At 74.5% G+C, this 24090-nt stretch carries 24 protein-coding genes; 8 read left to right on the top strand and 16 right to left on the bottom strand.

The window, feature by feature from the left end; genetic code table 11:
• The first annotated feature begins 91 nt into the window (after nucleotides 1–91).
• Complete coding sequence (locus AB0I60_RS12895) at nucleotides 92–865, top strand: class I SAM-dependent methyltransferase (RefSeq protein ID WP_360728736.1); 774 nt, start codon at nucleotides 92–94, stop codon at nucleotides 863–865.
• 58 nt (nucleotides 866–923) lie between these two features.
• On the opposite strand, the gene AB0I60_RS12890 is transcribed toward AB0I60_RS12895, so the two are convergent.
• The 12 genes from AB0I60_RS12890 to AB0I60_RS12835 form a co-directional block, all read right to left on the bottom strand.
• Nucleotides 924–1244 carry a hypothetical protein gene (locus tag AB0I60_RS12890; protein WP_360728733.1) on the bottom strand — a complete coding sequence of 107 codons (321 nt, stop codon included), beginning with the start codon at nucleotides 1242–1244 and terminating at the stop codon, nucleotides 924–926.
• 373 nt (nucleotides 1245–1617) lie between these two features.
• A complete protein-coding gene (locus tag AB0I60_RS12885) occupies nucleotides 1618–2565 on the bottom strand; it encodes an alpha/beta hydrolase (protein ID WP_360728731.1) in 948 nt (315 codons plus the stop codon).
• On the bottom strand, nucleotides 2549–4702 hold the full coding sequence (locus AB0I60_RS12880; protein WP_360728728.1) for a N,N-dimethylformamidase beta subunit family domain-containing protein: 2154 nt from the start codon (nucleotides 4700–4702) through the stop codon (nucleotides 2549–2551). The genes AB0I60_RS12885 and AB0I60_RS12880 overlap by 17 nt, the downstream gene beginning before the upstream one ends.
• A gap of 1 nt (nucleotide 4703) precedes the next feature.
• Nucleotides 4704–5420, bottom strand: a complete 717-nt coding sequence (locus AB0I60_RS12875; RefSeq protein ID WP_360728725.1) for an SDR family oxidoreductase — start codon at nucleotides 5418–5420, stop codon at nucleotides 4704–4706.
• An 11-nt stretch (nucleotides 5421–5431) separates the two neighbouring features.
• A complete protein-coding gene (locus AB0I60_RS12870) occupies nucleotides 5432–6412 on the bottom strand; it encodes a methyltransferase dimerization domain-containing protein (RefSeq protein ID WP_360728722.1) in 981 nt (326 codons plus the stop codon).
• Nucleotides 6413–6424: 12 nt separating this feature from the next.
• A complete protein-coding gene (locus AB0I60_RS12865) occupies nucleotides 6425–7537 on the bottom strand; it encodes a zinc-binding dehydrogenase (RefSeq protein ID WP_360728720.1) in 1113 nt (370 codons plus the stop codon).
• Nucleotides 7538–8038 carry a hypothetical protein gene (locus tag AB0I60_RS12860; RefSeq protein WP_360728718.1) on the bottom strand — a complete coding sequence of 167 codons (501 nt, stop codon included), beginning with the start codon at nucleotides 8036–8038 and terminating at the stop codon, nucleotides 7538–7540. It lies immediately after the preceding gene.
• Between the two features lie 20 nt (nucleotides 8039–8058).
• The gene (locus AB0I60_RS12855) at nucleotides 8059–8925 is read right to left on the bottom strand and encodes a branched-chain amino acid ABC transporter permease (protein ID WP_360728716.1); all 867 of its coding nucleotides are present in this window, start codon (nucleotides 8923–8925) and stop codon (nucleotides 8059–8061) included.
• Between the two features lie 13 nt (nucleotides 8926–8938).
• The gene (locus AB0I60_RS12850; protein ID WP_360728714.1) at nucleotides 8939–10108 is read right to left on the bottom strand and encodes an ABC transporter substrate-binding protein; all 1170 of its coding nucleotides are present in this window, start codon (nucleotides 10106–10108) and stop codon (nucleotides 8939–8941) included.
• A gap of 26 nt (nucleotides 10109–10134) precedes the next feature.
• Complete coding sequence (locus AB0I60_RS12845; RefSeq protein ID WP_360728712.1) at nucleotides 10135–11871, bottom strand: ATP-binding cassette domain-containing protein; 1737 nt, start codon at nucleotides 11869–11871, stop codon at nucleotides 10135–10137.
• Nucleotides 11872–11873: 2 nt separating this feature from the next.
• Nucleotides 11874–12587: an ABC transporter ATP-binding protein gene (locus AB0I60_RS12840; protein ID WP_360728710.1), complete on the bottom strand. Its 714-nt coding sequence runs from the start codon at nucleotides 12585–12587 to the stop codon at nucleotides 11874–11876.
• Nucleotides 12588–13125: 538 nt separating this feature from the next.
• Nucleotides 13126–15030 (bottom strand): primary-amine oxidase, encoded by a 1905-nt coding sequence (locus AB0I60_RS12835; protein ID WP_360728708.1) that lies wholly within the window; start codon nucleotides 15028–15030, stop codon nucleotides 13126–13128.
• 142 nt (nucleotides 15031–15172) lie between these two features.
• Between AB0I60_RS12835 and AB0I60_RS12830 the strand changes: the two genes are divergently transcribed.
• Nucleotides 15173–16270 carry a class II histone deacetylase gene (locus tag AB0I60_RS12830; protein ID WP_360728706.1) on the top strand — a complete coding sequence of 366 codons (1098 nt, stop codon included), beginning with the start codon at nucleotides 15173–15175 and terminating at the stop codon, nucleotides 16268–16270.
• Nucleotides 16271–16333: 63 nt separating this feature from the next.
• Here the strand turns inward: AB0I60_RS12830 and AB0I60_RS12825 are convergent, their stop codons facing one another.
• Nucleotides 16334–17179, bottom strand: a complete 846-nt coding sequence (locus AB0I60_RS12825) for an AraC family transcriptional regulator (protein WP_360728704.1) — start codon at nucleotides 17177–17179, stop codon at nucleotides 16334–16336.
• Between the two features lie 104 nt (nucleotides 17180–17283).
• Between AB0I60_RS12825 and AB0I60_RS12820 the strand changes: the two genes are divergently transcribed.
• Together AB0I60_RS12820 and AB0I60_RS12815 are read left to right on the top strand one after the other, a co-directional pair.
• On the top strand, nucleotides 17284–17931 hold the full coding sequence (locus AB0I60_RS12820; RefSeq protein ID WP_360728703.1) for an NAD(P)H-binding protein: 648 nt from the start codon (nucleotides 17284–17286) through the stop codon (nucleotides 17929–17931).
• 131 nt (nucleotides 17932–18062) lie between these two features.
• Nucleotides 18063–18944, top strand: a complete 882-nt coding sequence (locus tag AB0I60_RS12815; RefSeq protein WP_360728701.1) for a bile acid:sodium symporter family protein — start codon at nucleotides 18063–18065, stop codon at nucleotides 18942–18944.
• Here the strand turns inward: AB0I60_RS12815 and AB0I60_RS12810 are convergent.
• Entirely contained in the window at nucleotides 18904–19521 is a 618-nt protein-coding gene (locus AB0I60_RS12810; RefSeq protein WP_360728699.1) for a hypothetical protein, read from the bottom strand. The two genes, AB0I60_RS12815 and AB0I60_RS12810, sit on opposite strands and share 41 nt — an antisense overlap.
• A gap of 170 nt (nucleotides 19522–19691) precedes the next feature.
• Between AB0I60_RS12810 and AB0I60_RS12805 the strand changes: the two genes are divergently transcribed.
• Together AB0I60_RS12805 and AB0I60_RS12800 are read left to right on the top strand one after the other, a co-directional pair.
• Entirely contained in the window at nucleotides 19692–20537 is an 846-nt protein-coding gene (locus AB0I60_RS12805; protein ID WP_360728697.1) for an NAD(P)-dependent oxidoreductase, read from the top strand.
• Between the two features lie 26 nt (nucleotides 20538–20563).
• Entirely contained in the window at nucleotides 20564–21085 is a 522-nt protein-coding gene (locus AB0I60_RS12800; protein WP_360728695.1) for an SMI1/KNR4 family protein, read from the top strand.
• A 35-nt stretch (nucleotides 21086–21120) separates the two neighbouring features.
• On the opposite strand, the gene AB0I60_RS12795 is transcribed toward AB0I60_RS12800, so the two are convergent.
• Together AB0I60_RS12795 and AB0I60_RS12790 are read right to left on the bottom strand one after the other, a co-directional pair.
• A complete protein-coding gene (locus AB0I60_RS12795; RefSeq protein WP_360728693.1) occupies nucleotides 21121–22140 on the bottom strand; it encodes a medium chain dehydrogenase/reductase family protein in 1020 nt (339 codons plus the stop codon).
• Between the two features lie 86 nt (nucleotides 22141–22226).
• On the bottom strand, nucleotides 22227–22700 hold the full coding sequence (locus AB0I60_RS12790) for a DoxX family membrane protein (protein WP_360728691.1): 474 nt from the start codon (nucleotides 22698–22700) through the stop codon (nucleotides 22227–22229).
• A 94-nt stretch (nucleotides 22701–22794) separates the two neighbouring features.
• Between AB0I60_RS12790 and AB0I60_RS12785 the strand changes: the two genes are divergently transcribed.
• Nucleotides 22795–23379, top strand: a complete 585-nt coding sequence (locus tag AB0I60_RS12785) for a TetR/AcrR family transcriptional regulator (RefSeq protein ID WP_360728688.1) — start codon at nucleotides 22795–22797, stop codon at nucleotides 23377–23379.
• 168 nt (nucleotides 23380–23547) lie between these two features.
• Nucleotides 23548–24030 carry a ricin-type beta-trefoil lectin domain protein gene (locus AB0I60_RS12780; RefSeq protein ID WP_360728685.1) on the top strand — a complete coding sequence of 161 codons (483 nt, stop codon included), beginning with the start codon at nucleotides 23548–23550 and terminating at the stop codon, nucleotides 24028–24030.
• The last annotated feature ends 60 nt before the right edge of the window (nucleotides 24031–24090 follow it).

Below are 24090 nucleotides of genomic sequence, written 5' to 3'. Positions count from 1 at the left end.
GGCCGGCCCTCGAGATCGGATGTGCGGGAGATCGTACGGCCCGGCCGGAAACCCCGTTGCCCGCCGACGCCCCCGCCGACACCATCGGGCGATGACCGATCTGATCCGGCACTACACCGCCGAGTTCGACGAGGACGACCGCCTGCACCGGACGCCGCACGGCCGGCTGGAACTCCTGCGCACGCAGGAGCTCGTGCGCCGGCACCTGACCGCGCCCGCGCGGGTGCTCGACGTCGGCGGCGGGACGGGCGTGCACGCGCGGTGGCTCGCGTCGGACGGCCACGCCGTGCACCTGGTGGACGTCGTGCCGGCGCACGTCGACAGCGCGTCGAGGCTGCCCGGTGTCACCGCTGCGGTGGGCGACGCCCGCGACCTGCCGGTGGCGGACGGCAGCGCGGACGTCGTCATGCTCATGGGCCCGCTCTACCACCTGGTGTCGGCGGAGGACCGGGCGCGGGCGCTGGCCGAGGCGCGGCGGGCGCTGCGCCCGGGAGGGGTGCTCGTGGCGGCGGCCATCAGCCGCTACCTGTCGGTGCTGGAGACCGGTTCGTCGGGCACGCTGACCCCGGAGTTGGTCGGCCGGGTCGGCGAGGTGCTGGCCACCGGGCGGTACGACGGGCACGTGGGGTTCACCGAGACGCACTGGCACACGGCCGCCGGGCTGCGCGACGAGCTGACCGCCGCCGGCTTCCGGGACGTGGTGGTGCACGGGGTGGAGGGACCGGCGTGGCCGGCGCTGGACGTGCTCGGGACGGACGGTTCCGCCGACCGGCTGGACGCGGCGCTGCGCTGCGCCCGCCTGGTGGAGACCGACCCGCTGCTGATCAACGCGAGCGCGCACTTCCTGGCCTTCGCCCGGAGCTGATGCGGACGGGGGCGCGGCGGCGGTGCGGTGCGCCGCCCGGGGTGGACGGCGCGGCCGGTCACACCTGGGCGAGCAGGTACTGCGTCGAGATCGCCGGGCTGAAGGCGCAGTTGTAGTTCTGCCGCGTCGCGGTGTAGGTGAAGCCGGCCGGGACGTGGCACGCCCACAGCCCGGTCTCCGGCAGGGTCACCAGGAACAGCGGCGTGCACCCCTGGTCGGCCCGGATCATGGTGTAGGTGTGGCCCGCCGGCACGTAGCGGCACTCCCAGCGGGACGGCCCCGCCTGGGCCGGCGCGGCCAACGCCGCCGCCGACAGCACCGCCGCGACCAGGACGCCGACCGTCTTGCCGATCGTTGCGCCGAACGTCTTGCCGATCATCGCAATTCCGCCTTCCGCCGCACTTCAGCCCCCGGGTGTGAGGCCCGCTCAAGCACAGCAGGTGCGACGCCGCCGATCATCAGCCGAGTGGTTGAACCAATCTGGACCCAGTGGATCGTCGGCACTGGGCCGTGTGGACCGCCCACCACCACGACCGGTCCGCTCGACGCCCCGTCGAGCCACCCCGACCACCCGGCCCGCGACGTCGACCCGGCACCACGCGAGCCCGACCGCCGACCGCGCCGCGCCCGGAGCCACCGACCGGCTGCCGCCCGGTCCCGTGTGCCGTCCCCGGCCGCAGATCCGCGGGTCGGCCGGCCCGGCAGGCACGGCGGTGGCAGGCGCGGAAGACTGCGGTGACTCGGCCGGTGGGTCAGTGGAGTGCCTCCTGGGCGAACGCGGCGCGCAGGGCGGCGGCAGCGCGCGCGTGCGCGGTCGCCGAGATGCTGAGCTGGTCCACCAGCAGCCCGAAGAAGCCGTGGATCTGGCCCTCGTAGCGGATCAGGGTGACCGGGACGCCCGCGTCCAGCAGCCGGTGCGCGTACTCCTCGCCCTCGTCGCGCAGCGGGTCGAACTCGGCGGTCATCACCAGGGCCGGGGGCAGCCCGCCCAGGTGCGAGGCGGCGAGCGGGGCCAGGTACGGGTCGTCGAGGTCGGACGGGTCGCGCGGGTACTGGCTGAAGAACCACTCCATGCTCTCGCGGTCCAGGAAGTGGCCCTCGCCGTAGTCCACGTAGGACGGCCGGTCGCTGGGCGGCGCGGTGACCGGGGCGGCCAGCAGTTGCAGCGACAGGGGCGGGCCGTCGTGGTCGCGGGCCATCAGCGAGACCACGGCGGCCAGGTTGCCGCCCGCGCTCTCCCCGCCGACCGCGATCCGGCCGTCCGCGCCGATCTCCGCGCCGTGGTCGGAAACCCAGAGCAGCGCGGCGTAGGCGTCCTCGGCGGCGGCCGGGTAGCGGTGCTCGGGGGCCAGCCGGTAGTCCACCGACACCACGACCATGCCCACCGCGTTGCACAGCACCCGGCAGGTGGAGTCGTTCTCGTCCAGCGACCCGATCACCCAGCCGCCGCCGTGGAACCACACCAGCGCCGGGAACGGGCCGTCGCCGTGCGGCCGGTAGATCCGCACCGGGATGTCGCCGGCGGGGCCGGGGATGGTCCGGTCCACGACCTCGTCGACCTGCTCCACGTGCGGCGGGGGCTGCCACGCCTTGGCGAACGCGGCGCGCATCTCGGCGGGCGACGACCCGTCGAGCGGCAGCAGGCCGCCCTGGGCGTCGGTCGCGTCGATCACCGCTCGTGCTTCAGGGTGCAGCGGCATCGGGGTCGTCCTCCGTGTCCGGTCCCGCGCCGAACCGCCGCAGGACGGCGGCGGTCAGCCGGGAGACGTCGTTGTCGTCCTCGTCGTGGGACAGCGCGCCGCACCACCCGATCGACCCGGTGGCGAACACCGCGCCGCCGCCCGGGGTGTCGAGCAGGGTGAGGTCGGAGCGCCGGCGGTCCAGCGGGTCGCCGAGCGGGTGCGGGGTGGTCGGGCCGGTGTCCGCCTGCTCGTAGCCCTCGCCGAGCCCGGCGCGGCCCAGCAGCACGATGTTCGGCGGGCTGCCCAGCAGCGGGTCGATGCCGTCGGTCTCGAACGAGGCCGCGTGGCCCTGCACCGCGCCGAAGCCGCCCAGCGGCGACGCCAGCCCGTCCAGCAGCGGGTGCGGACCCGCCAGCTCGTACGCGCCGCCGCCCACCAGGCCGGCGGCGGTGGTGCCGATGCCGAACAGCCGGTGCGGCGCGCGTCCGCGCTCCTGCCACAGGCCGCCCGGCTCGCCGGTCGAGGACAGGTGCAGCTCGCCCGGCTCGGACTCCCACATCCGCACGCCCGCGTAGCCGCGCCGCAGCTCCGCCAGGTGCGGTTTGCGCGGGTGGATCGAGGTGACCCAGTACGCGCCGTTGCCGCCCAGGTAGGCGAGGTTGCCGCCGCCGTCGAGGTGGCGCTGCGCGGCGTCGAGCATCGCCCCGGTCCAGTACTCGGGGTGGCTGCCGGTGACCACCGCCCGGTAGGGCTCCAGCGCGGCGGCCCCCTCGGCGTGCAGGTCGTGGTCGGTCAGCACGTCGAACGCGAAGCCCTGCCGGCGCAGCCAGCCGACCAGGTGCAGGTCCTCGCTGTACTGGTGCGGTCCTCCCGCGTGCCGGAACACGTGGTCGTCGCGCACGCCCAGCAGCGGCCGGCGCAGCGACGCGGTGGCCGCGCCGCTGCCGTCCCGGTGCCGGTCGTACAGGCTGTGCAGGTGGTTGTCGCGGGCGAACGGCGCCGCCACCTCCGCCGGGTCCTCCGGCAGGAACGGCAGGTGCACGTGCTCCAGCGCGTACGCCAGGTAGCTCAGCGTCGGCACCAGGAACGCCAGCCGGGCCGCGGGGCGCGTCGGCCGCACGAACAGCGGCAGCCGGTCCACGCCCTCGGCCGTCGCCAGCTCGACCGCGTAGCAGCCGCCGGGCAGGTCGTCGGGCAGGGTGAGTTCCAGGACCGGGTCCCAGCCGCAGTCGGCCAGGTCGTCGGAGTGGAAGTGCACCGCCGAGTAGCCCCGGTCGGCGAACCGCCAGTCCAGCACCTCCCCGGTCCAGTCGTGCCCGGTGACCCCGCGCAGCGGCTGGTTGCGCAGCGCCCCGTGCCGCCCGTCGACCAGCTCCAGCAGCGTGTCGCCGCCGATGTCGTGCGACAGCTCCCAGTGCGCCCGCGCGCCCAGGTGCCACGCCGAGCGCGTGTCGGCGACCAGCCAGTCGAGTTCGGTGCGCAGCTCGGCGAACACGGTGGGCCCGTCGAGCTTGCCGTCGAAGTGCCCGCCGACCCGGTCGCCGACCCGGCGCGCGGCGAACAGCAGCGGTGCCGTGCCCGGCACCAGCGGTCCGGTCGGGGCGGCGGTGACCACGACGCCGGCCTCGTCGGCGAGCCGGTCGCGGGGCCGCACCTCGATCCGCGCGCCGGCCTCGCCGTAGCCGCCGACGACCAGGTACCAGCGCCGCAGGCGCAGCACCGGGCCGCCGACCCGGACGACGCCGCCGGCCGTGCGCACGGCGAACTCCGGCGTGCCGTCCGCGCGCAGCGCCAGCTCGGCGAACGGCTCGTCCGCCTCGTCGCCCTGGCTCATCAGGCCCGCCCGCCCGTCCGGGAACGCGGTCGGCCACACCCACACCGCGAACGACACCGCCGCGCCCAGCGTGGGCGGGCGCGGCACCAGCCCGTACGAGCCGTGGTCGAGGTCCTGGTGCGGCACCGCCACCCGGGACGGGAGGTCGAGGTCCACGGGCGCCCGGACGGGCGCGGTGCCGTCGTGGTCCACCCGGAGCACCCGCACCCGCGCGTCCGGCGTGGACGCGCTGGCGTGCACGGTGACGCGGTCGCCCGGCCGGTAGCCCAACCGGTCGGTGTAGCCGACGACGGGGGCTCGGGTGTGGTCCACGGGTGCCATCTCAGCCCCTCAGCAGCTGGCCGCCGTCGATCGGCAGCACGGTGCCGGTGATGTGCCGCGCCTCCAGCGACGCCAGCAGCAGCACGGTCGGCACCAGGTCGTCGGTGTTCGCGAGCCGGCCCAGCGGGATGCGCTCCACCCACGGCGCGCGGGCCGCCGGGTCGGCCATGGCCGAGGCGGTCAGCGGGGTCTCCACCGGGCCGGGCGCGACCGCGTTGACCCGGATGCCGTGCGGCGCGAGTTCCAGCGCGGCCGAGCGGGTCAGCGCGTTCATCGCGGCCTTCGTGGCCTCGTAGTGCCCCAGGCCCACGGTCGGCTGCAACGAGCCCGCCGAGCTGATGTGCACGATGGACCCGCCGCGCCTGGCGGTGATCATCGCCTCGCCGACCACCCGGGTGACCAGGAACGTGCCGCGCACGTTCACCGCGAGCACCGCGTCCATCGCCTCCACGGGCAGCGACATCAGCGGCGCCGCGCCGCCGACCACGCCCGCCGCGTGCACCAGCACGTCGATCGGGCCCAGTTCGGCGACGGTGGCGGCGACGCCCGCGCGCACCGAGTACTCGTCGCGCACGTCCATCGGCACGGGGAACCCGCCGAACTCCTCCGAGGTCCGGGCCAGGCCCACCGGGTCCACGTCCGCGATCGCCACCCGGTGCCCGCGCCCGGCCAGCGCCGCCGCGATCGCACCGCCGATACCGCCCGCCCCACCCGTCACCAGCGCGACCATCACACGGCCTCGGCGATCACGAGGGCCGGGCAGCCCGGCAGCGGCCGTGTCTCCCGCACCCGCCAGCCGGTGGCCCGCACCTCGGCGACCGTCGACCACCGGTCCGGGGCGTGCGGCGACGGGTCCGGCAGCAGCAGCACCGCGCCGGGGTCGACCGCGCCGCGCGCCACCCGGAGGAGGGCCCCGGTGCGCGTGGCGTGGAAGCGGTGGGGCAGGTGCGCCAGCACGGCGTCGTACCGGCCGGGCACCACGTCGAGTCCCGCGTCGATCCGCGTGTCGATCTGCGCGTCGGCCGCGTGCAGCGTGATCCGCCCGGCCAGGTCGGCGTCGACGACGGTGCGGGCCGCCGGCTCCCCGGTGCCCACCAGCACCCCGGTGAGCCCGGGGTTGCGCTTCACGGCCTCGGCGAGGAACGCGGCGGACCGGGCACCCAGGTGCAGCACGTGCCGGTGCCGCGAGAAGTCGTAGTGCTCGGCCAGCACGACCGCGTGCAGGGCGGTGCGGGGCCGGGCGGTCCGGGTCCGGCCGCCGCCGGTCGGCACGGCAGTCACGGTCGGCACGGCTGTCACGGTCGGCACGGCTGTCACGGCGAGCGGGTCGTGCGCGCGGGTGCCGCTCCTCGGCGTGCCGGTCGCGGTGGCCCGTAAGGGGGCGAGCCGGGTCGAGGAGGCGCAGGGCCACCGGCGCGGGTGGCCCGAGCCGGCCGGCGGGCCGATCCCGCACCGCGCGGCGAGGTGCGCCTCGGCGGCCGGGGTGTTGGCGTACCCGCCGTCGCGGCGCTCCAGCAGGCCCAGGCCCACCATCGCGTCGCCGAGCGAGCGCGCGGTGCGCTCGGGCAGTTCGGCGCGTTCGGCCAGTTGCAGGCTGGTCGCGGGTCCCAGGGCCAGTGCGCTGTACACGCCGAGCTCGCTCGTGACGAGCAGGTCCTCGGCGGCCGTGCACCCGGCCGCGACGGTCACCGGTGCGGTGGTATCGGTCATCGCGGTCTTCTCCTAGTCCAGTCCGGGGTCGACGACGGCCTTCACCGAGGCCATCGACTCCGTGTCTCGGATCGCCTGCCCCGCACCCGCCAGCCCGACGGCGGGGGAGAACATGGCGTCCCACTCGAAGCGGTCGGCGAACGCCGACAGGAAGCGCAGCGCGCGGGCCAGGTCGCCCACGTCGCCGTTGAGCGAGCCCACGACGGTGATCTCGCGGCCCAGCACCACGTCCATGGGCACCGGCGCGGCCCGGGGCCCGGCGATGCCGACCACCACGTGCGTGCCGCGCTTGCCGCACATCAGCACGCCCTCGCGGTTGGCGGTCGGCGCACCGGCGAAGTCCAGCACCAGGTCCGCGCCCAGCGCCCCGGTCAGCTCCTCGACCTGGGCGACCCGCTCGTCGGGGTCGGTCACGTCGGTGACGTCGATGGTGGCGTCCGCGCCGAACCCGGCGGCCAGGGCCAGCCGGTTCGGCGGCCCGCCCAGGGTGATCACCTGGCCCGCGCCCGCCGCGCGGGCGAACGCCGTGGCGACCAGGCCCAGCGGACCCGCGCCCTGTACGGCCACGGTCGAGCCGGGCCGCACGCCGCCCGCGTTGGCGAACGCCCGGACCACGGTCTTGACCGCGCACCCGGCGGCGGCGGCCCACGTGTCCGGCAGGTCCTGCGGCACGACGATCCGGTGCGCGCCCGGCGCGAGGTAGACGTACTCGGAGAGCCCGCCGATCGCGTAGGGCCAGCGGTCGGAGCGCTGGCCGAAGCCGTAGCCCCGGTTGTCGCACAGCACCGGCTCGCGCAGCACCGTGCAGCCCTCGCAGTGCCCGCACACCGACTCGGACCAGACGACCCGGCTGCCGATCTCGACCGGCTTGCCGTAGGCGTCGCGGCCGGAGTTCGCGCCGAGCGCGACGACCTCGCCGGTCATCTCGTGGCCGAGGATGATCGGCAGCGACACCGACGGCATCGCGCCCGCCCACAGGTGGGCGTCGGTGCCGCACAGCGTGGTGCAGGTGATCCGGACGAGCGCCGAGCCGGGCGGCAGCTCCTTGGGCAGCGGCACCGAGGTGAGTTCGAGCGGCGCGTTGAAGTCGCGCAGCACCGCCGCGCGGGTCGCGGTGGGACGCATCTACGCCTCCGGGCTGGTCGGGTCGGTGCGGGCGGGACCGCGCCCGGCCCGCTCGGCGAGCGCGCGGGCGAGGAACGGGTGCGGGCCCGGCGCGGGGAACGCGGCACGCGCGGCGGGCAGCCCGGCCACGAACCACCCGTCACCCGCCCCCGACCCGGTACCCGACGCCCCGCCGGCCGCCGACGATCCCGCCGCCGGCGGCGCTTCCTGCCACGGCCCGTGCGCCGGCCCCACGACATCAAGGAGCCCGGCCACCGACAGCTCGTCGGCCGTCGATGCCGGCGACTCGGCCAGGAGCGGCCCGGCGCTCACCTGCCCCGGTGGTCCGGCGGTCGGCGGGCCGGCGGTGCACACCGCTCCGGCGACGGCGCGGGACCGGGACCCGGCGGGGGACGCGGTCGGCGGGCGGGGGACCCCGGCGTCGAACCACCCGTCCCGCGCGCCGGAGGGCCCGCCGGCCCCGGGGGGCGTCGGCGGGCGCTGGTCGTCGGCTCGGGTCATGCGAACCCCCTTCGGTCCGGTCAGGCCATGGAGTCCCAGCGGTCCCGGCGGCGCGTCCACAGCAGGACGACGAGGATCACCAGGAACGGCAGGACTCCGCGGTACTGCTGGAGGGCGACGACGGTGCTGGCGAGGCCCTGGAGCACGCCCAGCGCCACACCGCCCGCGAACGTCCAGGCGAAGCTGCGGAAACCGCCCACCAGGGCGGCGGCCAGCGCGGGCGTGATCAGCAGGGCCTGCGAGCCGAAGTCGCTGGCGAGCTGGGGCGCGACGATCATGATCGCCAGGGCGCTGGCCGCGCCGGCGGTGCCCCAGACCACCATCGACAGCCGGGGCACCCGGATGCCGATCAGCTCGGCCGTGGTCGGCCGCTCGGACAGCGCGCGCAGCAGCAGGCCGACGCGGGTCCGCTTGAGCAGCACGGTGGGCAGCACGGCGAACAGCACCGCGAGGGCCATCGTGACCACCGCCGTCCACGTCACCACCACGCCGCCCGCCGTGAACGCCGGGCTGTCGAACGGGCTGGGGAACCGGTGCGGGTGCTGCGCGCCGAACAGCCGCAGGCCCACCGCGACGAGCCCGGTGAAGGTGGCGATGGTGACCGCCGCCTTCACCCCCTCGCCCGCCTCGGAGAACCAGCGCACCATGACCGCGCCGAGCCCCATGTGCAGCGCGGCGGCCGTGACCAGGCCGCACGCGATGGCGAGGACCAGGGGCAGGCCCTCCTCGTGCAGGACCACCATGGTGAACGCCCCGAAGGCGCCCACGGCGGCCTGCGCGAAGTTGACCACGGCGACGAGGCGGTAGGTGAGCAGCGTGGACAGGCCCATCAGGGCGTAGGCCCCTCCGGTGACCAGTCCCGCGATCGCCGCGGACACGTGCAGCACGGCAGCCTCCGGGTCAGGCGTTGGGCACGGTGATGAAGGTGTCGTCCACCACGACCCACCGCAGGCCGGTCAGGCGGACGATCTTGGACGCCTGGTTGGGCGCGTGCGCCTCGCCGGGGCCGAACTCCCACGGGGTGCCCAGCATCGGGTCCTCGATGGGCGTCATGTCGCGCAGCGCGGCGCCGACCGACTCGCGGGTGATCTCGCCCTTGATGGACTTGAGCACCTCGACCGTGAACTTCGCGGCCAGGTAGCCGCCCTGGGAGAACGCGGTCGGCTGGGCGTCGCCCCGGGTCACCGCGCTGCGCCAGCCCTTGTTGGCCAGGCTGTCGGAGGTGAACGGCTCGAACTCGCTGCCCGCGTAGACGTTGAGGCCGAGGCCGCCGACGGCCTTGGCGACGCTGTCGGTGTAGGCGGGTGCCAGCAGCAGGAAGTCGACGTCGTCCATGCCCTGGGTCTTCGCGGCCTGCAACCACGGCACGACGAGCTGCTCGGCCGGGTTGAACAGGATCGCGTCGCAGCGCTCCTGCTTGGCCTTGAGCAGGTACGGCGTGAGGTCGCCGCTCTGCTGCACGGTCTGGTCGTCGATCACGAGCTTCTGGCCGCTGAGGCTCTCCCAGCGCGACAGGGCTTCCTTCACCGCGTCCTCGGAGCCGGGCAGCACCACGGTGAAGTTGCAGACCCGCTTGTCGTTGAGCTTCTGCGTGGCGTGCAGCAGCACGGCGGTCATCAGCGTGAACGGGCCGACGTTGACCGGGGCGATGTTGGGGCTCTGGAAGCACTTCGGGGTGGCCGCGACGGCCATCACGGAGCTGAGCTTCGCCTGCCGGTAGAAGCCGTCGTTGACGTCGCAGTCGGTGAAGCTGGCCGAACCCGCCATGGCGACGACGCCCGCGTCGGCGAGTTCGCGGGCGACCTGGGCGGTGCGCTGGGCGTTGCCCGCATCGTCCTTGACGATGTACTCGATCTTCTTGCCGTTGATGCCGCCGGCCTCGTTGGCGTCGTCGAAGACGCGCTGGGCGGTCTTGGGCACCTCGGCGGTGATGAACTGGCCGGTGAGGCCGGCGACGGCACCGATCTTGATGGTGTCGCCACCGCCCCCGACGCCACATCCGGTCAGGGCAGACGCCGTCAGGGCGGCCACGGCGAACACCGCTCCCGCCTTGAGGTGCTTGCTGGTCAAGGTGATTCTCCTCGGTTGTGCGTGTGTCAGCGGGCTGCGGAACCCAGGTAGGCGGCGATGACCGCCGGGTCGGCCAGGACCTCGTCCGGCGGACCGGAGGCGATGACCCGCCCGAAGTCCACGACCACGACGGTGTCGCAGGTGGACCGGACGAGTTCGATGTCGTGCTCGACCAGCAGCACGGCGGTGTCGAAGCGCTCGGGGATCTCGGCGAGCCGGCGCTGGAGCAGCTCGGTCTCGGTACCGGAGTGCCCGGCGGCGGGCTCGTCGAGCAGCAGCACCGGCGGCCGGCCGGCGGCCAGCCCGGCGACCTCCAGCAGCCGGCGGGTGGCGACGTCCACGGTGTCGATGGGCACGTCGGCGGCGGGGCACTCGAACAGCGCCAACTGCTCGTCCAGCTCCTCGGGTGGCAGCGACCGGCCGGCCGCGACCTGGACGAACATGCCCACGGTGAGCTGTTCGGGCACCCGGAGCTGCTGGAAGCTGCGGCGCAGCCCGAGGCGGGCGCGGCGGTGCGCGGCGAGGCCGTCCACGGCCCGACCGTTGAGCAGCACCTGGCCGCTGTAGTCGGCGGTGAACCCGGTGACGGCGTTGATCAGGGTCGACTTGCCCGCGCCGTTCGGGCCGACCAGGCCCACCACGTGGCCCCGGGGCACGGTCAGGCTGACGCCGTCGACGGCGGTCAGCGCGCCGAACCGGACCCGCAGGTCGCGCACCTCCAGCGCGGGCGTGGCGTCGGCCGTGTCGCGCGGGGCGCGCAGCCGCAGCGGCACGATCGGCTTGGGGTTGGCGTGCGGGATGGGCAGCGACCCCCGGCGCGCGGCGAGCTTGCGCCGCCGCTTCGCGCGCAGCAGGTCGGTCTGGCTGCCGCCCAGCCGCAGCACCTGCACCGCGCCGACCGCGAAGAACAGCACGGCGAGGTCCTGCGGGATGCCCAGCGCGTCGAGCAGCACGGGGAACAGCGCGCCCATCAGGCCGCCCGCGATCGCGCCCTCGACGTTGTTGGTGCCGATGAACAGGGCGATGGCGAAGAACGACACGGACGCGAGGGCGGCGAAGTTGCCCGCCGTCACGATGCCGAGCTGGCCCGCCATCAGCCCGCCGCCGACGCCGGCCACGAACGCGCTGAGCGCGAACGCGGTGAGCTTGCCCCGGGCGACGCTGATGCCGTGCGCGGCGGCGGCCCGCTCGGAGTGGCGGATCTCGACCAGCGCGCCGCCGGTGCGGGTGCGGTCCAGGTACCGCAGGCCGACGAAGATCGCCGTCACGACGACGACGGTGAACACGAAGTAGCCGCTGTCGGTGGTGAAGCCGGCGGGCCGCTGCACGAAGTCGTAGTTGCCCTGGCCGGGGTAGGGGATGCCGGTGAACACGACGTCGAGGGCCATGGCGAAGGCGAACGTGGCGACCGCCAGGTTCACCCCGCGCAGGCGCAGCGCGGGCAGCCCGATCAGCACGCCCGCCGCCGTGGCGGCCAGGCCGCCCAGCAGCAGCCAGGCGTAGAACCCGCCGGGCAGGTCGGCGACGTTGGCCCAGCCGACCACCCACGCGCCGATGGCCGCGAAGCTGAGCTGGCACAGCGAGATCACGCCCGCCCGGCCGGTGATCAGGCCGTAGCTCTGCATGAAGACCGCGGACACGGCCGCGCCGGTCAGCAGGAAGGTGACGTTGCTGTTGGCGAGGGTGGCCCCGGCCACCGCGACGGCGGCGGCGAGCAGCAGGCCCGGCACCACGGGGTGCGGTCGGCGGCGCAGGAGGTGCACGGTCAGACTCCGCTCCGGTTGTGCGCGTCGCCCAGGTAGAGCGCCCGCAGGTAGCCCTCGTCGGCGCGCAGCCGGCGGCCGTCGCCGGAGTGCACGATCGAGCCCCGGGCCATCACGTAGGCCCGGTCGGCGATGTCGAGGGCGAGGGCCGCGAACTGCTCGACCAGCAGCACGCCGACGCCCCGGTCGGCGAGCCTGCGCACGGCGGTGGCCAGCCGCTGCACCACGATCGGCGCGAGGCCGAGCGACATCTCGTCGATGACCAGCACCTTGGGCCTGCCCAGCAGCGCCCGGCCGACCACCAGCATCTGCTGCTCGCCGCCGGAGAGCAGCCCGGCCGGGGCGTGCAGCTGCTTGCGCAGCTCGGGGAACAGGTCGAGCACCCGGTCCGGGGTGTCGCCGGACCGGCCGGCGGCGCGGAGGTTGTCCAGCACGGACATCTCGCGGAACACCGCGCGGTTCTGCTCGACGTGCGCGAGCCCGGCCCGCGCGCGCCGCCACGCCCGCAGCCGCTCGACCCGCTCACCGGCCAGCCGGATGCGGCCGGAGGCGATCGGGATGGCCCCGGAGACGCCCTCCAGCAGGGTCGTCTTGCCCGCGCCGTTCGCGCCCAGCAGCGCGGTCACCGAGCCCGGGTCCACCCGCAGCGACACGCCCCGCACGATGGTCAGCCCGGACCTCTGGACCGTCACGTCCTCCAGGGACAGCACACTCACCGAACCCACCGTCCTGTCGACACTTCCGGGGTGGTCGGGTCAGAGTGGTCCCGGAGGACTCGATCACCGGTCCGTAGAAATACTGAAGCGCCCGCCGGGGAAAGGCGGGGGAGGTCCCGGGAAGATCACGGCCCCCGGCGCCCGGCCGGCGGCACCGGGTGCTTTTCGCCGGTCAGGGGCCGGGTCGACAGGTATTCACCGGAAAGCGTTCGGACAATGGCGGAGCGTGTCCGCTGTGCACGATTTGGTAACGCCGGAGTCACTCTCCGGACATGCCCGTGCATATGCACCGTCGCCGGCCGTTCACAGGCGCGGCGACTTGGCCCGGACCGGCGTCCGGCGCAACCGCCGCCGGACCCGGTCGGCCGCAATGGTCTGGACCTGCGGGAGCAGTCCGGGCGGGCGTTCCGCCGCCCCGGTACCCGCGAACGCCGACCCCGCCCGCCGGCCGGGCGGCCCGGAAAACCCGGAGCCCCCGGTGCCTGCGCGGCGCATCGGGGGCTCCGGGGCCGGTTCGCCGACCGGTCCGTGGGGGATTTCAGTGGGCGCAGTGGCATTCACCCGGCGGGCAGTGCGAGCACGCCGCGAAATCCGGCAGGTCGAGCGTGGGATTCCGGTCCAGGAATCCCAGCGGCTTGAACATGAATCCGCTGTAATCCACCGGCATGACCGGCCAGTCCTCCGGGCGCGGCAGGTGCGTCGGGCCGAACACGTGCCAGAGCACCACGTCCTCGTCCACCAGCGGCCGGTCCTGCGCGGCCCACCGGGGCAGCCCCGCGCCGCCCGGGTGCTGGTCGGGGTACTCGCCCGCCGGGTAGCGCTCGTCCTCGTGGAAGCGGGTCACCCACAGGTGCTTCGACGCGAACCCGGCGCGGGCCGCGATCGACGAGTCCGGCTGGGCGAGCAGCGTCGGGCCGGGCTTGGGCACGAGCTGGTAGGCGCGCGGCTTGCCCAGCCGGTTGACCGCGTCGGAGCTGCTGACCACCCACGTCCGGCCGCGCAGCGGGTCCGCGAGGCGGGCCGCCGCCGACTCCCGGTCGAGCACGGTCGTCGTGGTGGTGAACGCGTTGCCGCGCGGGTTGTCCGGCCCCGACGGCACGCCGACGAAGTCGACCTCCTCCACGGTGTTCGCCTGGCCCGCCACCTCGGTGTCCAGCCGCGCGCAGAACAGGTGCTGGTGCACCGGGGCCATCAGGCCGGGGGCGATCTCCGCGCCGTGCGGGTTGTCGCCGCCCGCGCCGCAGAACACCACGCCGGTCGCCTTGGCCTCCAGCTCGATCGTGCCGTCGAGGTAGAAGTACCAGAAGAAGCCGTAGTCGTAGTTGCCGATGGTGCTGAACGACGACACCACCAGCCGCCGCGAGCGCCGCACGTCCGACGCCCCGGTCAGGATGTTGGTGTGCTTCCACTGCACCCCGTAGTCCTCTTCGTGCATACAGATCGCCTGGGGGATCGCCACCGGGTGCCCGTGGTCGTCGGCGAGGACCGCGTCGAAGTAGTGGATGACGCCCAGGCAGTCGCAGCCCAGCCGCAGCGAGTTCGCGTTCTTGCCCAGCAGGTACTCGCCCGCGTCGAAGTAGCTGATCCAGTTCCGCCACGGCGCGGGGTCGCCGTAGGGCACCACCATCTCGGCCATCGACGCCCGGTGCAGCACCGGGTCGCCGCCGAACGAGATCCGGTGCAGGGTCAGGCCCTCGCGGGCGTTGAAGCCGACCCGCAGCCGCCAGCCCTCCCAGGTGACCTCGCTGCCCTCGACGGTGAAGCTCACGCCCTCGGGCTGGGTGATGGAGATCGGCTTGAGCGTGGTGCGGGCCGGCTCGCCGGTGTAGTTGCCGTGCTCGACCGGCGTCGGCACGTCACCCTCGTCGGTCACCGCCAGCACCTCGTTGGCGATCAGGTCCACCTCGCACAGCAGGCCCTCGACCGGGTGCGCCCACGGGCTGTCGTCCACGTGGTCGCGCAGGAACGTCAGCGCCCGCAGCACCCGGCGCTCGCGCAGCAGCGGTTCGTCGAAGAAACCGGGGGACAGCGGGCCGATGAAGGTCAGCGAGAAGTCCTCGACGCCGCGCCGGCGCATCGCCGCCTGCCAGCGCGGGTCGGCCTTGACCAGCTCGGCGCTGCGGTCGTACTCCTCGAACAGGATCGCGGGCTGGCCGTCCTTGGCCGGCTCCAGCTCGCGGTAGGACTCGACCGCGCCCTCGGTCGCGTTCACCACCGCCTCGGCCGCGACCCCGGTCGCGGTGTCCAGCAGCACGACCCGCGCCCGCCGGGTGACCGCGTCCCCCGCGCGGTGCGACCGCACCGCCTCCTTGGCCGGCTCCACCGGCAGGACGCTGGGGAACCGGGTGGTCCCACCGACCTTCCCCGCGCGCACGAGCGCTTCCCTGACCTGGGAGATCTCGTCGGCGGTGAACGGGTCGAGCGGGTGGGGGCTGTGGGTCATGCCCCGAGTATTCGTCCCGCGCGCGGGAAATTCTTGGCGTGCGGCGTACCGGACTTGGTCGCCGGCGCACGTTCGCGGGCAGTCAACCCCCGGGCGCTGGAGGACAAGACGGCCCGCCTCCGGCGCGAGGACCATCGACGGAATGTCGACGGGTTACGTGTACCACGAGCTCTACGGCTGGCACGACACCGGAACCCACGCGAGCCTCGTGCCCGCGGACCCGCGTCGCGGGATCCAGCCGTTCCGACACCTGGAAAACCCCGAAGCCAAGCGGCGGGTGCACGAGCTGGTCGTGGCGACCGGTCTCATCGACCGGCTCACCCGCCTCGCCCCGCGCCCCGCCACCGACGACGAGATCCTCCTCGTGCACACGCCCGGCCACCTGGCCCGGCTCACCTCGGCCAACGACACCGGCGGCGACGGGGGTGACGGCGGCACCCCGTTCGGCCGGGGCGGGCTGGACATCGCCCGGCTGGCGACCGGCGGCGCGATCCGCGCCGTCGAGGCCGTCCTCGACGGCGAGGTGGACAACGCCTACGCCCTGGTCCGACCACCCGGCCACCACGCCGTGCCCGACTCGGGCATGGGCTTCTGCATGTTGGCCAACATCGCCATCGCCATCCGGGCGGCGCGGCGCTCGCGCGGCGTCGAGCGGGTGGCCGTCGTGGACGTCGACGTGCACCACGGCAACGGCACCCAGACCGTTTTCTGGGAGGACCCGACGGTCCTCGCGCTGTCGCTGCACCAGGACCGGATGTTCCCGCCGGACTCCGGGCACCTGACCGAACGCGGCGAGGGCGCGGGCTTCGGCTACACGCTCAACCTGCCGCTGCCGCCCGGCACCGGCAACGGCGGCTACCTGGAGGCGGCCCGCCGGGTCGTGCTGCCGGCCCTGCGCCGGTTCCGGCCCGACCTGGTGATCATCGCGGCCGGGTTCGACGCCAACGCGCTCGACCCGCTGGGCCGGATGATGGTCACCCCGCGCGGGTACCGGGAGATCACCCGGGTGGTGCTCGACGCGGCGGCCGACCTGTGCGAAGGCCGGGTGGTGGCCGTGCACGAGGGCGGGTACGCCCCCGCGTACGTGCCGTTCTGCGCCAACGCCGTGATCGAGGTGCTGGCGGGCGTGACCGAGCCGCTCAAGGAACCGTTCTCGTTCGACAACCTGGGGCAGCAGGAGCTCCAACCGCACCAGGACGCCGCCATCAAGGCCGCCGAGGAGCTGCTCGGCGACATCTGACTCCGGTCCGGCCGCCGCGCCCCGGCGGCCGGCCCGGGTTCCACCCCGCGCGACCCGCCGGCGTCACGCGGTGAAGGCCGCGCGGAACTCGCCGGGCGAGCAGCCGGCGCGGTGGCGGAAGTACTTGAAGAAGTTCGCCGGGTCCGGGAAGCCGAGCCGGGTGCCGATCGCGGCGGCGGGCAGGTCGGTGTGGGCGAGCAGCCGGCGGGCCTCCAGCACGACCCGGCGGTCCAGGAACTCCTTCGCGCCCATCCCCACGGCGTCCTGCGCGGCACGGGTCAGCGTGCGCGGCGAGTAGCCCAGGGCGTGCGCGTAGTCGGCCACCCGGTGCCGGGTGGCGAAGTCCCGCTCCACGGCCTCCCGGAACCGCAGGAACGCGTCGTTGTACACCGGCCCCCGGGTGTCCGAGGCGAGCGAGAGCCGGTGCAGCAGCGCCGCCAGCAGGTGGGCCAGCAGCCGCCCGGCGGCGGCGACGGGCGCGTGCGCCAGCGCGGCGTACTCGGTCGCCAGGTGCTGCGCGGCGGTCGCGGCGAGCAGCCGGTCCTGGGTGGTGAGCTGCCAGTGCGCCGGCCCGAACGGGCTCGCCGAGCCGGGCGGCGGGAAGTCGGGCCGGAACAGCAGCAGCGGGCCCTCCACCCGTGACCGGTCCTGGAACTGCTGCACCTGGCCGGGGCGCACCCACACCACGCTGCCCGGCCGCAGCCGGTAGGGCGTGAAGTCCACGGTGTGGGTGCCGGTGCCGGCGGTGATCAGCATGAGCAGGTGGAAGTCGGGCCGTTGGGGGCGGGTCAGGTCGTGCCCGTCGCCCGCGCGCGAGCGCAGCCCGCCCAGCGTGAGCACCTCCACACCCAGCTCGGTGCCGGTCGGGTTCCGGTAGGTCACCTCCGGGATGTGTCGCTTTTTCACCATGACGTGTCCTTCTCCCACCTCGCCGGTCCGCCGGAGCGTGGCTTGAATATGCACTACGGGCGTGACACGGCGCCCACCGTCCACAGTGGAGATGCAGTCCAGCCATGGCACACATCGCGCTCATCGGCGCCACCGGCACCATCGGCACCCGGATCCTCGACGAGGCGCTGCGCCGGGGCCACACCGTCACCGCCGTCGTCCGCGACCCGGCGAAGCTCGACCGCACCGACGCCGGCCTGACGGCCGTGGCGGGCGACGTCCTCGACACCCAGTCCCTGCCCGCCCTGCTGGCCGGGCACGACGTGGTGGTCAGCGCGGTCGGCGGCGGCGACGGCCCCGGCCACCAGGCCACCATCGCACCGGCGGCGAAGTCGCTGGTGGAGGCGCTGCGCGCGGTCGACGGCAGGCCGCGCCTGATCGTCGTCAACGGCGCAGGCAGCCTGCGCGCGCCCGGCGGCGGGCAGGTCTGGGACAAGCCGGGCCTGCCGGACTGGCTGCTGCAGATCATGCACGCGCACGGCGACGCGCTGGACTACCTGCGCGGCGTCGAGGACGTGACCTGGACCGCCCTGAGCCCGGCCGCCACCATCGAGCCCGGCGAGCGCACCGGCCGGTACCGCACCGGTGAGGACGACCTGGTCGGCGACGCCGAGGGCGTGAGCTGGATCAGCGCGGAGGACTACGCCGTCGCCCTGGTCGACGAGATCGAGCAGCCGAAGTTCGAGAACCGCCGCTTCACCGTCGCCCGCTGACCCACCAGCCGGTCCGCCACCCACCGGGTCCGGCCGCTGTTCGGTAACGACCCTTCCGGGCGAACCGGACACCGGGGGAGGATGCGCCCGTCACGCCGCAGCGTCGCGGCTCGACGGGGAGGTGGTGGCCCGTGGGCACCGCGTTGACGAGCGTCGGGCTTCCGGTCGCGCTGGCGGTCGTGATGTTCGGGCTGGGCCTGTCGCTGACCGTCGCCGACTTCGCGCGGGTGGTGCGCGAGCCCCGCGCCGTCGCGGTCGCGCTGGCCACCCAGCTCGTGCTGCTGCCGCTGGTCTGCGTCGGCCTGGTGACCGCGTTCGGGCTGGACCCGGTGCTCGCGGTGGGCATGGTGCTGCTCGCGGCCTCGCCCGGCGGCACCACGGCGAACCTGTTCAGCCACCTGTTCCGGGGCGACGTGGCGCTCAACGTGACGCTGACGGCGGTCAACTCGGTGCTCGCCGTGGTGACCCTGCCGGTGGTGGTGAACCTGGCGCTGGACCACTTCCGCCCGGCGGTCGGGGACGGGGCCGTGGGCCTGGAGTTCGGCAAGGTCGCCCAGGTGTTCGCCGTCGTGCTGGTGCCGGTGGTGCTGGGCATGGCCGTGCGGCGGTGGTCGGCCGCGTTCGCCGACCGCGCCGACAAGCCGGTGCGGATCGTGTCGGCGGTCGTGCTGGTGGCCGTGATCGCGGGCGCGCTGCTCGCCGAGCGGGAGAACCTGGGCGGCTACCTGGCCGACACGGGCGTGGTCGCCGCGCTGTTCTGCGCGTGCAGCCTGGCCGCCGGGTACCTGCTGCCCCGGCTGTTCCGGGTCGGGCGGCGGCAGGCCGTGGCGGCGGCGTTCGAGGTCGGCATCCACAACAGCACGCTCGCCATCGCCGTCGCCGTCACGGTGATGGGCAGCGAGCGGCTGGCCGTCCCGGCGGCGGTCTACGGCGTCATCATGTTCCCGATCGCGGCACTGGCGGGCTTCCTGCTCACCCGGACCCGCGCGGCGGCGGAGCGGCCCGCCGCCTGATCCGGCCGCCCAGCCGCGCCGCGACCGCGCCGCACGTGCCGGCGAACACCGCCGGGACGATCACGTAGAGCTGGTGGCAGCCGATCGCCCAGTCGTGGCGGACCAGCCGCCACAGGGCCAGGCCCAGTCGCCACAGCGCGAAGGCGACCAGGACCGCGCCCAGCGCCTGGATGACCTCGCCGAGCCGTCTCCGCCGGGCCAGGGCGGGATCGGCCGCCGCGTCCCCGTCGTCGGGCGTCGCGCGCACCGGTTCGAGCGCGGGGTGCGCCGTCGCCGTCCGGACCGCGCCGCACGCGACCACCTCGCGCGGCCGTCCCGGCGCGCGTGAAGGGTGTTCTCGGCCGCGTGCCCGGGTCCGCTCGCCGCCGCGCGAGGGATGCCCCCGGCCGCGTGCCCGGGTGCGCTCGCCGCCGTGCACCAGCGCCGCGCCGGCGGGCAGCGCCGCCAGGTGCCACCAGTCCAGCGCGCCGGAGCCGACCAGCCAGCCCACCCCCAGCGGCAGGGCCAGGCCCACCACCGAGGACGTCCACCCGGCGGCGACGAGTGCCGAGCCGCCCGGCCGTGCCGTGCCGTCCATACCGAACTCCCCACGCGCGTGCGTTCGGGCCCACGGTAGGGCCGGCGGGCGGAGCAACGCGCGCGATCCGCTCGGGCGCAAGCGGAATTGCTCCGACCCAGTGAAGACGAAAGATGCGGGTCGGCCGCAGCGGTGGCAGATTTGCGGTCACCAGAGGGAAAGGATTCCAGGTGGCGAAGTCGGTCGCGGTGCTGGGCACCGGGATGATGGGTGCGGGGATGGCGCGGAGCCTGCTGCGGGCGGGGTTCTCCGTGGCGGTGTGGAACCGGAGCGCGGACAAGGCCCGGCCGCTGGCCGAGGACGGCGCGGTGGTGGCCGACGACCCGGCGGTCGCGGTCGAGGGCGCGGACGTCGTGCTGACCGTCCTGTTCGACGCGGACTCCACGGCCGAGGTCGTGGGCGGGCTGGACCTCGGCGACGACGTGGTGTGGGTGCAGAGCGGCACGGTCGGCCTGACCGGCGCGCAGCGCTTGGCCGGGCTGGCGGGCGGGGCCGGGTACGTCGACGCCCCCGTGCTCGGCACCCGCAAACCCGCCGAGGAGGGCAAACTGACCGTGCTGGCGTCCGGTCCGAGCGCGCTGCGCGAGCGGGTGGCCCCGGTGTTCGACGCGATCGGCGCGCGCACGGTGTGGGCGGGCGAGAAGCCGGGGGACGGCCAGCGGCTCAAGCTGGCGGCCAACTCGTGGGTGCTGTCGATCACCGCCGCCACCGCGCAGGCGGTCGCGCTGAGCCGGGGCCTCGGCGTCGAGCCGGAGGCGTTCCTGGACGCGATCTCCGGCGGGCCGGCGGACAGCGCCTACGCCCAGGCGAAGGGGCGGGCGATGATCGCGGGCGACTTCGCGCCGTCGTTCGGCATCGACGGCGCGGTGAAGGACGCCGAGCTGATCCTCGACGCGATGCGCGAGGCGGGCACCGAGGACCGCGTGATGCGCGCGCTGCACGAGCAGTACCGGGTGGCCGCCGACCACGGCGGCACCGAGGACATGGCGGCCGTGGTCCGGGCTTTCGGGACCTGAGCACGGGGGCCGGCTACCCTTCGCGCGTGACGCAGACCCACGACCGCACGTTCCCGCCCGCGCTGGCCGCCGTGGCCGAGGTGGAGTTCGAGCACGACACCGGGATGGACTTCGAGCCGCGCCGGGAGTTCCTGTCCGCCGAGGACACCGCCGACTGGATCCGGGCGTGGACCGACAACCCGGTGGCGTCCGGCGACGACTACCTGGTGTTCGGCCAGGACGGCACGGGCGGGTACGCGGCGGTCTGGCTGGTGCGGCCGGGCGCGGAGGTGGTCGACCAGCCCGTGGTGTTCCTCGGTTCGGAGGGCGAGCTGGGGGTCGTGGCGGGAGACCTGGCCGGGTTCCTCTGGGTGCTGGCCGGCGGCGTCGGACCGTACGAGGCGACCGAGTACCCGGAGGAGCCCGGGAAGCCGCACGCGCAGTTGCGGGCCGTCGCCGAGCGCTTCGCCCCGGGCCGGGAGCGGCCCGCCGTGGACGTCGTCGCCGACGCGCGCCGCGAGTTCCCGGACTTCGCGGACCGCATCACCGCCCTCGTCCGCCAATCCTGACCCGCCTGTCGTCCCACGACTCCGGCCGGCGGGCGTCAGGGCACGAGGACGACCTTGCCGGCGACCGTGCCGGACTCGGCCAGCCGGACCGCCCGCGCGACCTCTTCGAGCGGGATCCGGGCGGCGACCTGGGCGGTCAGCTCGCCCCGGGCCAGCAGGGCGAACACCGAGCCCAGGTCCTCGGCGAGGCGGGCCTGGAACGCGGCGCGGCGGCGCTTGCCGGCCCAGATGTTGTAGAACGTGGCGCGACGGCCGTTGGGCAGCGCGTTCCACCACATCAGCCGGGCGAACAGGCGCAGCACCGGCAGCCGCGAGGAGCCCTGTTCGTCCTTAGTGGACGCGGTGCCGTACGAGACGAGCGTGCCGCGCGGGGCGAGCAGCCGGTAGGAGTCGACGATCCCGGGCCCGCCGACGTGGTCGAAGACGGCGTCCACACCGGACGGTGCCAGGCTGCGGACCGTTCGGGGGAGCGCGGGGTCGCGGTAGTCGACGGGGGTCGCGCCGAGCGCGCGCACGGCGTCGTGGTGGCGCGGCGAGGCGGTGCCGATCACGGTCGCCCCGGCGAGCCGGGCGAGCTGCACGAGCGTGGAGCCGACGCCGCCGTTGGCCCCGTGCACGAGCACGGTCTGCCCGGCCCGCACCCGCGCGACGCGGTGCAGCATCTGCCAGGCGGTGATCCCGTTGACCACGAACGACTCCGCCTCCGCCGGGTCGACGCCCGCCGGGACGGGCACGAGGTCGGCGGCCGGCAGCAGGACGTGGTCGGCCCACCCGCCGGTCTTGGTCAGCGCGGCGAACCGCCGGCCGACCAGGTCGGCCGGGACGCCGGGCCCGACCTCGGCGACCGTGCCGACGAGGTCGTAGCCGGGCACGAACGGGAACGGCGGCTGGTCGTAGTACTTGGCCCGGCGCATCTGCTGCTCGGCGAACGACACCCCGCCCGCTTCCACCCGGACCACGACCTGCCCGACGGCGGGGGAGGGCAGCTCGCGGTGCCGCAGGCGCAGCCCCTCGGGTTCCACGATCCCCGGCAGGACGACTTCCCGTGCCCGCATGACGTACCTCCATGTGTGGTTGACCATTCACACCCTGGCCCGGCCTCGCTCTGTTTTCGGACCTCGGGACAAGAGTGATTAAACACTCACACTTGTGCACGGTCAAGCGCGGGTCGTCGTGAGCGGTGCTTGACGAGCACCGCGACGGTCGCGGCGAGGAACACCACCTGCATGATCGTGCGGGGGAGCAGTTGGTCGCCGAAGGCGCGGGACAGGCCGTTGGCCGCCGCGTGGACGTTCGCCGGGAACATCGCCAGGAGCAGCACCGCCAGGCCGAGCGCGGCAGGGCGGGCGGTGCGGTCCACCAGGAGCCCGATAGCGCCCGCCAACTCCAGCACCCCGGTGACGGTGACCAGCAGTTCGGGTGCCGGGAGGCTCGGCGGCACCATGGCGACCAGCTCGCCGCGCAGTCCGACGAAGTGCGCGATCCCGGTCGCCGTGAACATCCCGGCCAACCCGATCCGCACCGCGAACGGCCACGGCGGAACCCGCGTCAGCCCGAGGGCGCGCGCGACGACCAGGGTCAGCGCGACGGAGACGAGAATGATCAACGGTTCCACGGCGGGCTCTCCCGGAGTGCGGCAACTAGACAGTGACAAGATGCGCCTGCGGACCCGAACTTGTCAACGCCTAGATCGCGGCTAGGCTGGTGGGGTGACACCCGAGCGCCCGTACCACCACGGCGACCTGCGCCGCGCCGTGCTCACCGCCGCAGTGGACGTGATCACCGAACACGGCCCGTCCGCCGTGAGCCTGCGCGACCTGGCCAGGAGGGTGGGCGTCTCGCACGCCGGCCCCGTGCACCACTTCCGCGACAAGGCGGGCCTGCTGACCGCGCTGGCCACCGAGGGCTTCGACACCCTCGCGGAGACCTTGGCGGCGGCCGGGGACGGGGGAGGGACGTACGTGGACGTGGGAGCGGCCTACGTGGCCTTCGCGGTGGACCACCGAGCCCACTTCGAGGTGATGTTCCGCCCCGACCTGTACCACTCGGACGACCCGGACCTCCGAGCCGCTCAACGGCGCGCCGCCGCCCTGCTCCAAGGAGGCGTGACCGACGAGCCCGACCCGAGGCTGGCAGCGGTGGCGGCGTGGTCGATCGTGCACGGCTTCGCAACCCTGTGGAACACCGGAGCCCTGTCCCGAGACCTGGGCGACGATCCCCGTTCGGTGGGCCGAGAAGTCGCCGCGTTCCTGTTTCGCGGTGACGCGGGGGCGCGCGGCGGTGACGACCGCTGACCGTCCCTTGAGGAAGCGGCGCACCTCTTGGGGGCGGTGACAGGCGTGGCGGCAAGATCCACCATGCGTGTCATTCGCTCCCACTTTCGTTGTCTCCGGCGAGCGCGAAGCCCGGTCGTTGCGTCTACTCGACGGTGCACTTCGGATGTCGAACCGGAAGGAACCCGAATGAAGTTCGGACGAGCTCTCGCTGCCGTTGCCGTGGCTGCTTCGGCGCTGCTCATCGCACCGACCTCCAACGCCGTCGAAGTCGATGCGCCCCAGGACGAGTGGGTGATCGAGAGCGTGACCCGGCCGGGCGACGTGTGGGACCAGTCCAACTGGGCGTGGGACCCGGATTTCCCGGTCGTCGCCCACCCCTCCCACGGCGAGGACAACCAGCGGTGGTACATCTCCGATGACGGCTCCATCAGGGACAAGAAGTACGGGTGGTGCGCGACGGAGGTCGACGGAGCGGTCGCGGGCCGCGAGTGCGACGGGTCCGAGAGCCAGCGCTGGGTCGGCCACTCGTACGACGGCTACCACTCGTGGCAGTTCGAACTCGGCACCAGCGACCAGTGCATCACGCACAACGGCGTCTACAAGGAGTTGAGGCTCGCTTCGTGCGAGTCTCGGCGGACCGACCAGCGCTGGATCATCAAGAAGGCGTGATCGGGGGCGGGGGGGGGGGGGCGGGGCCCCGGCCCCCCGACCCCCCCCCCCCCCCCCGCC

It is taken from the genome of Actinosynnema sp. NPDC050436, assembly GCF_040655415.1.
Classification (GTDB): Bacteria; Actinomycetota; Actinomycetes; order Mycobacteriales; family Pseudonocardiaceae; genus Actinosynnema.
This window is presented reverse-complemented; position numbering and strand designations above follow the sequence as displayed.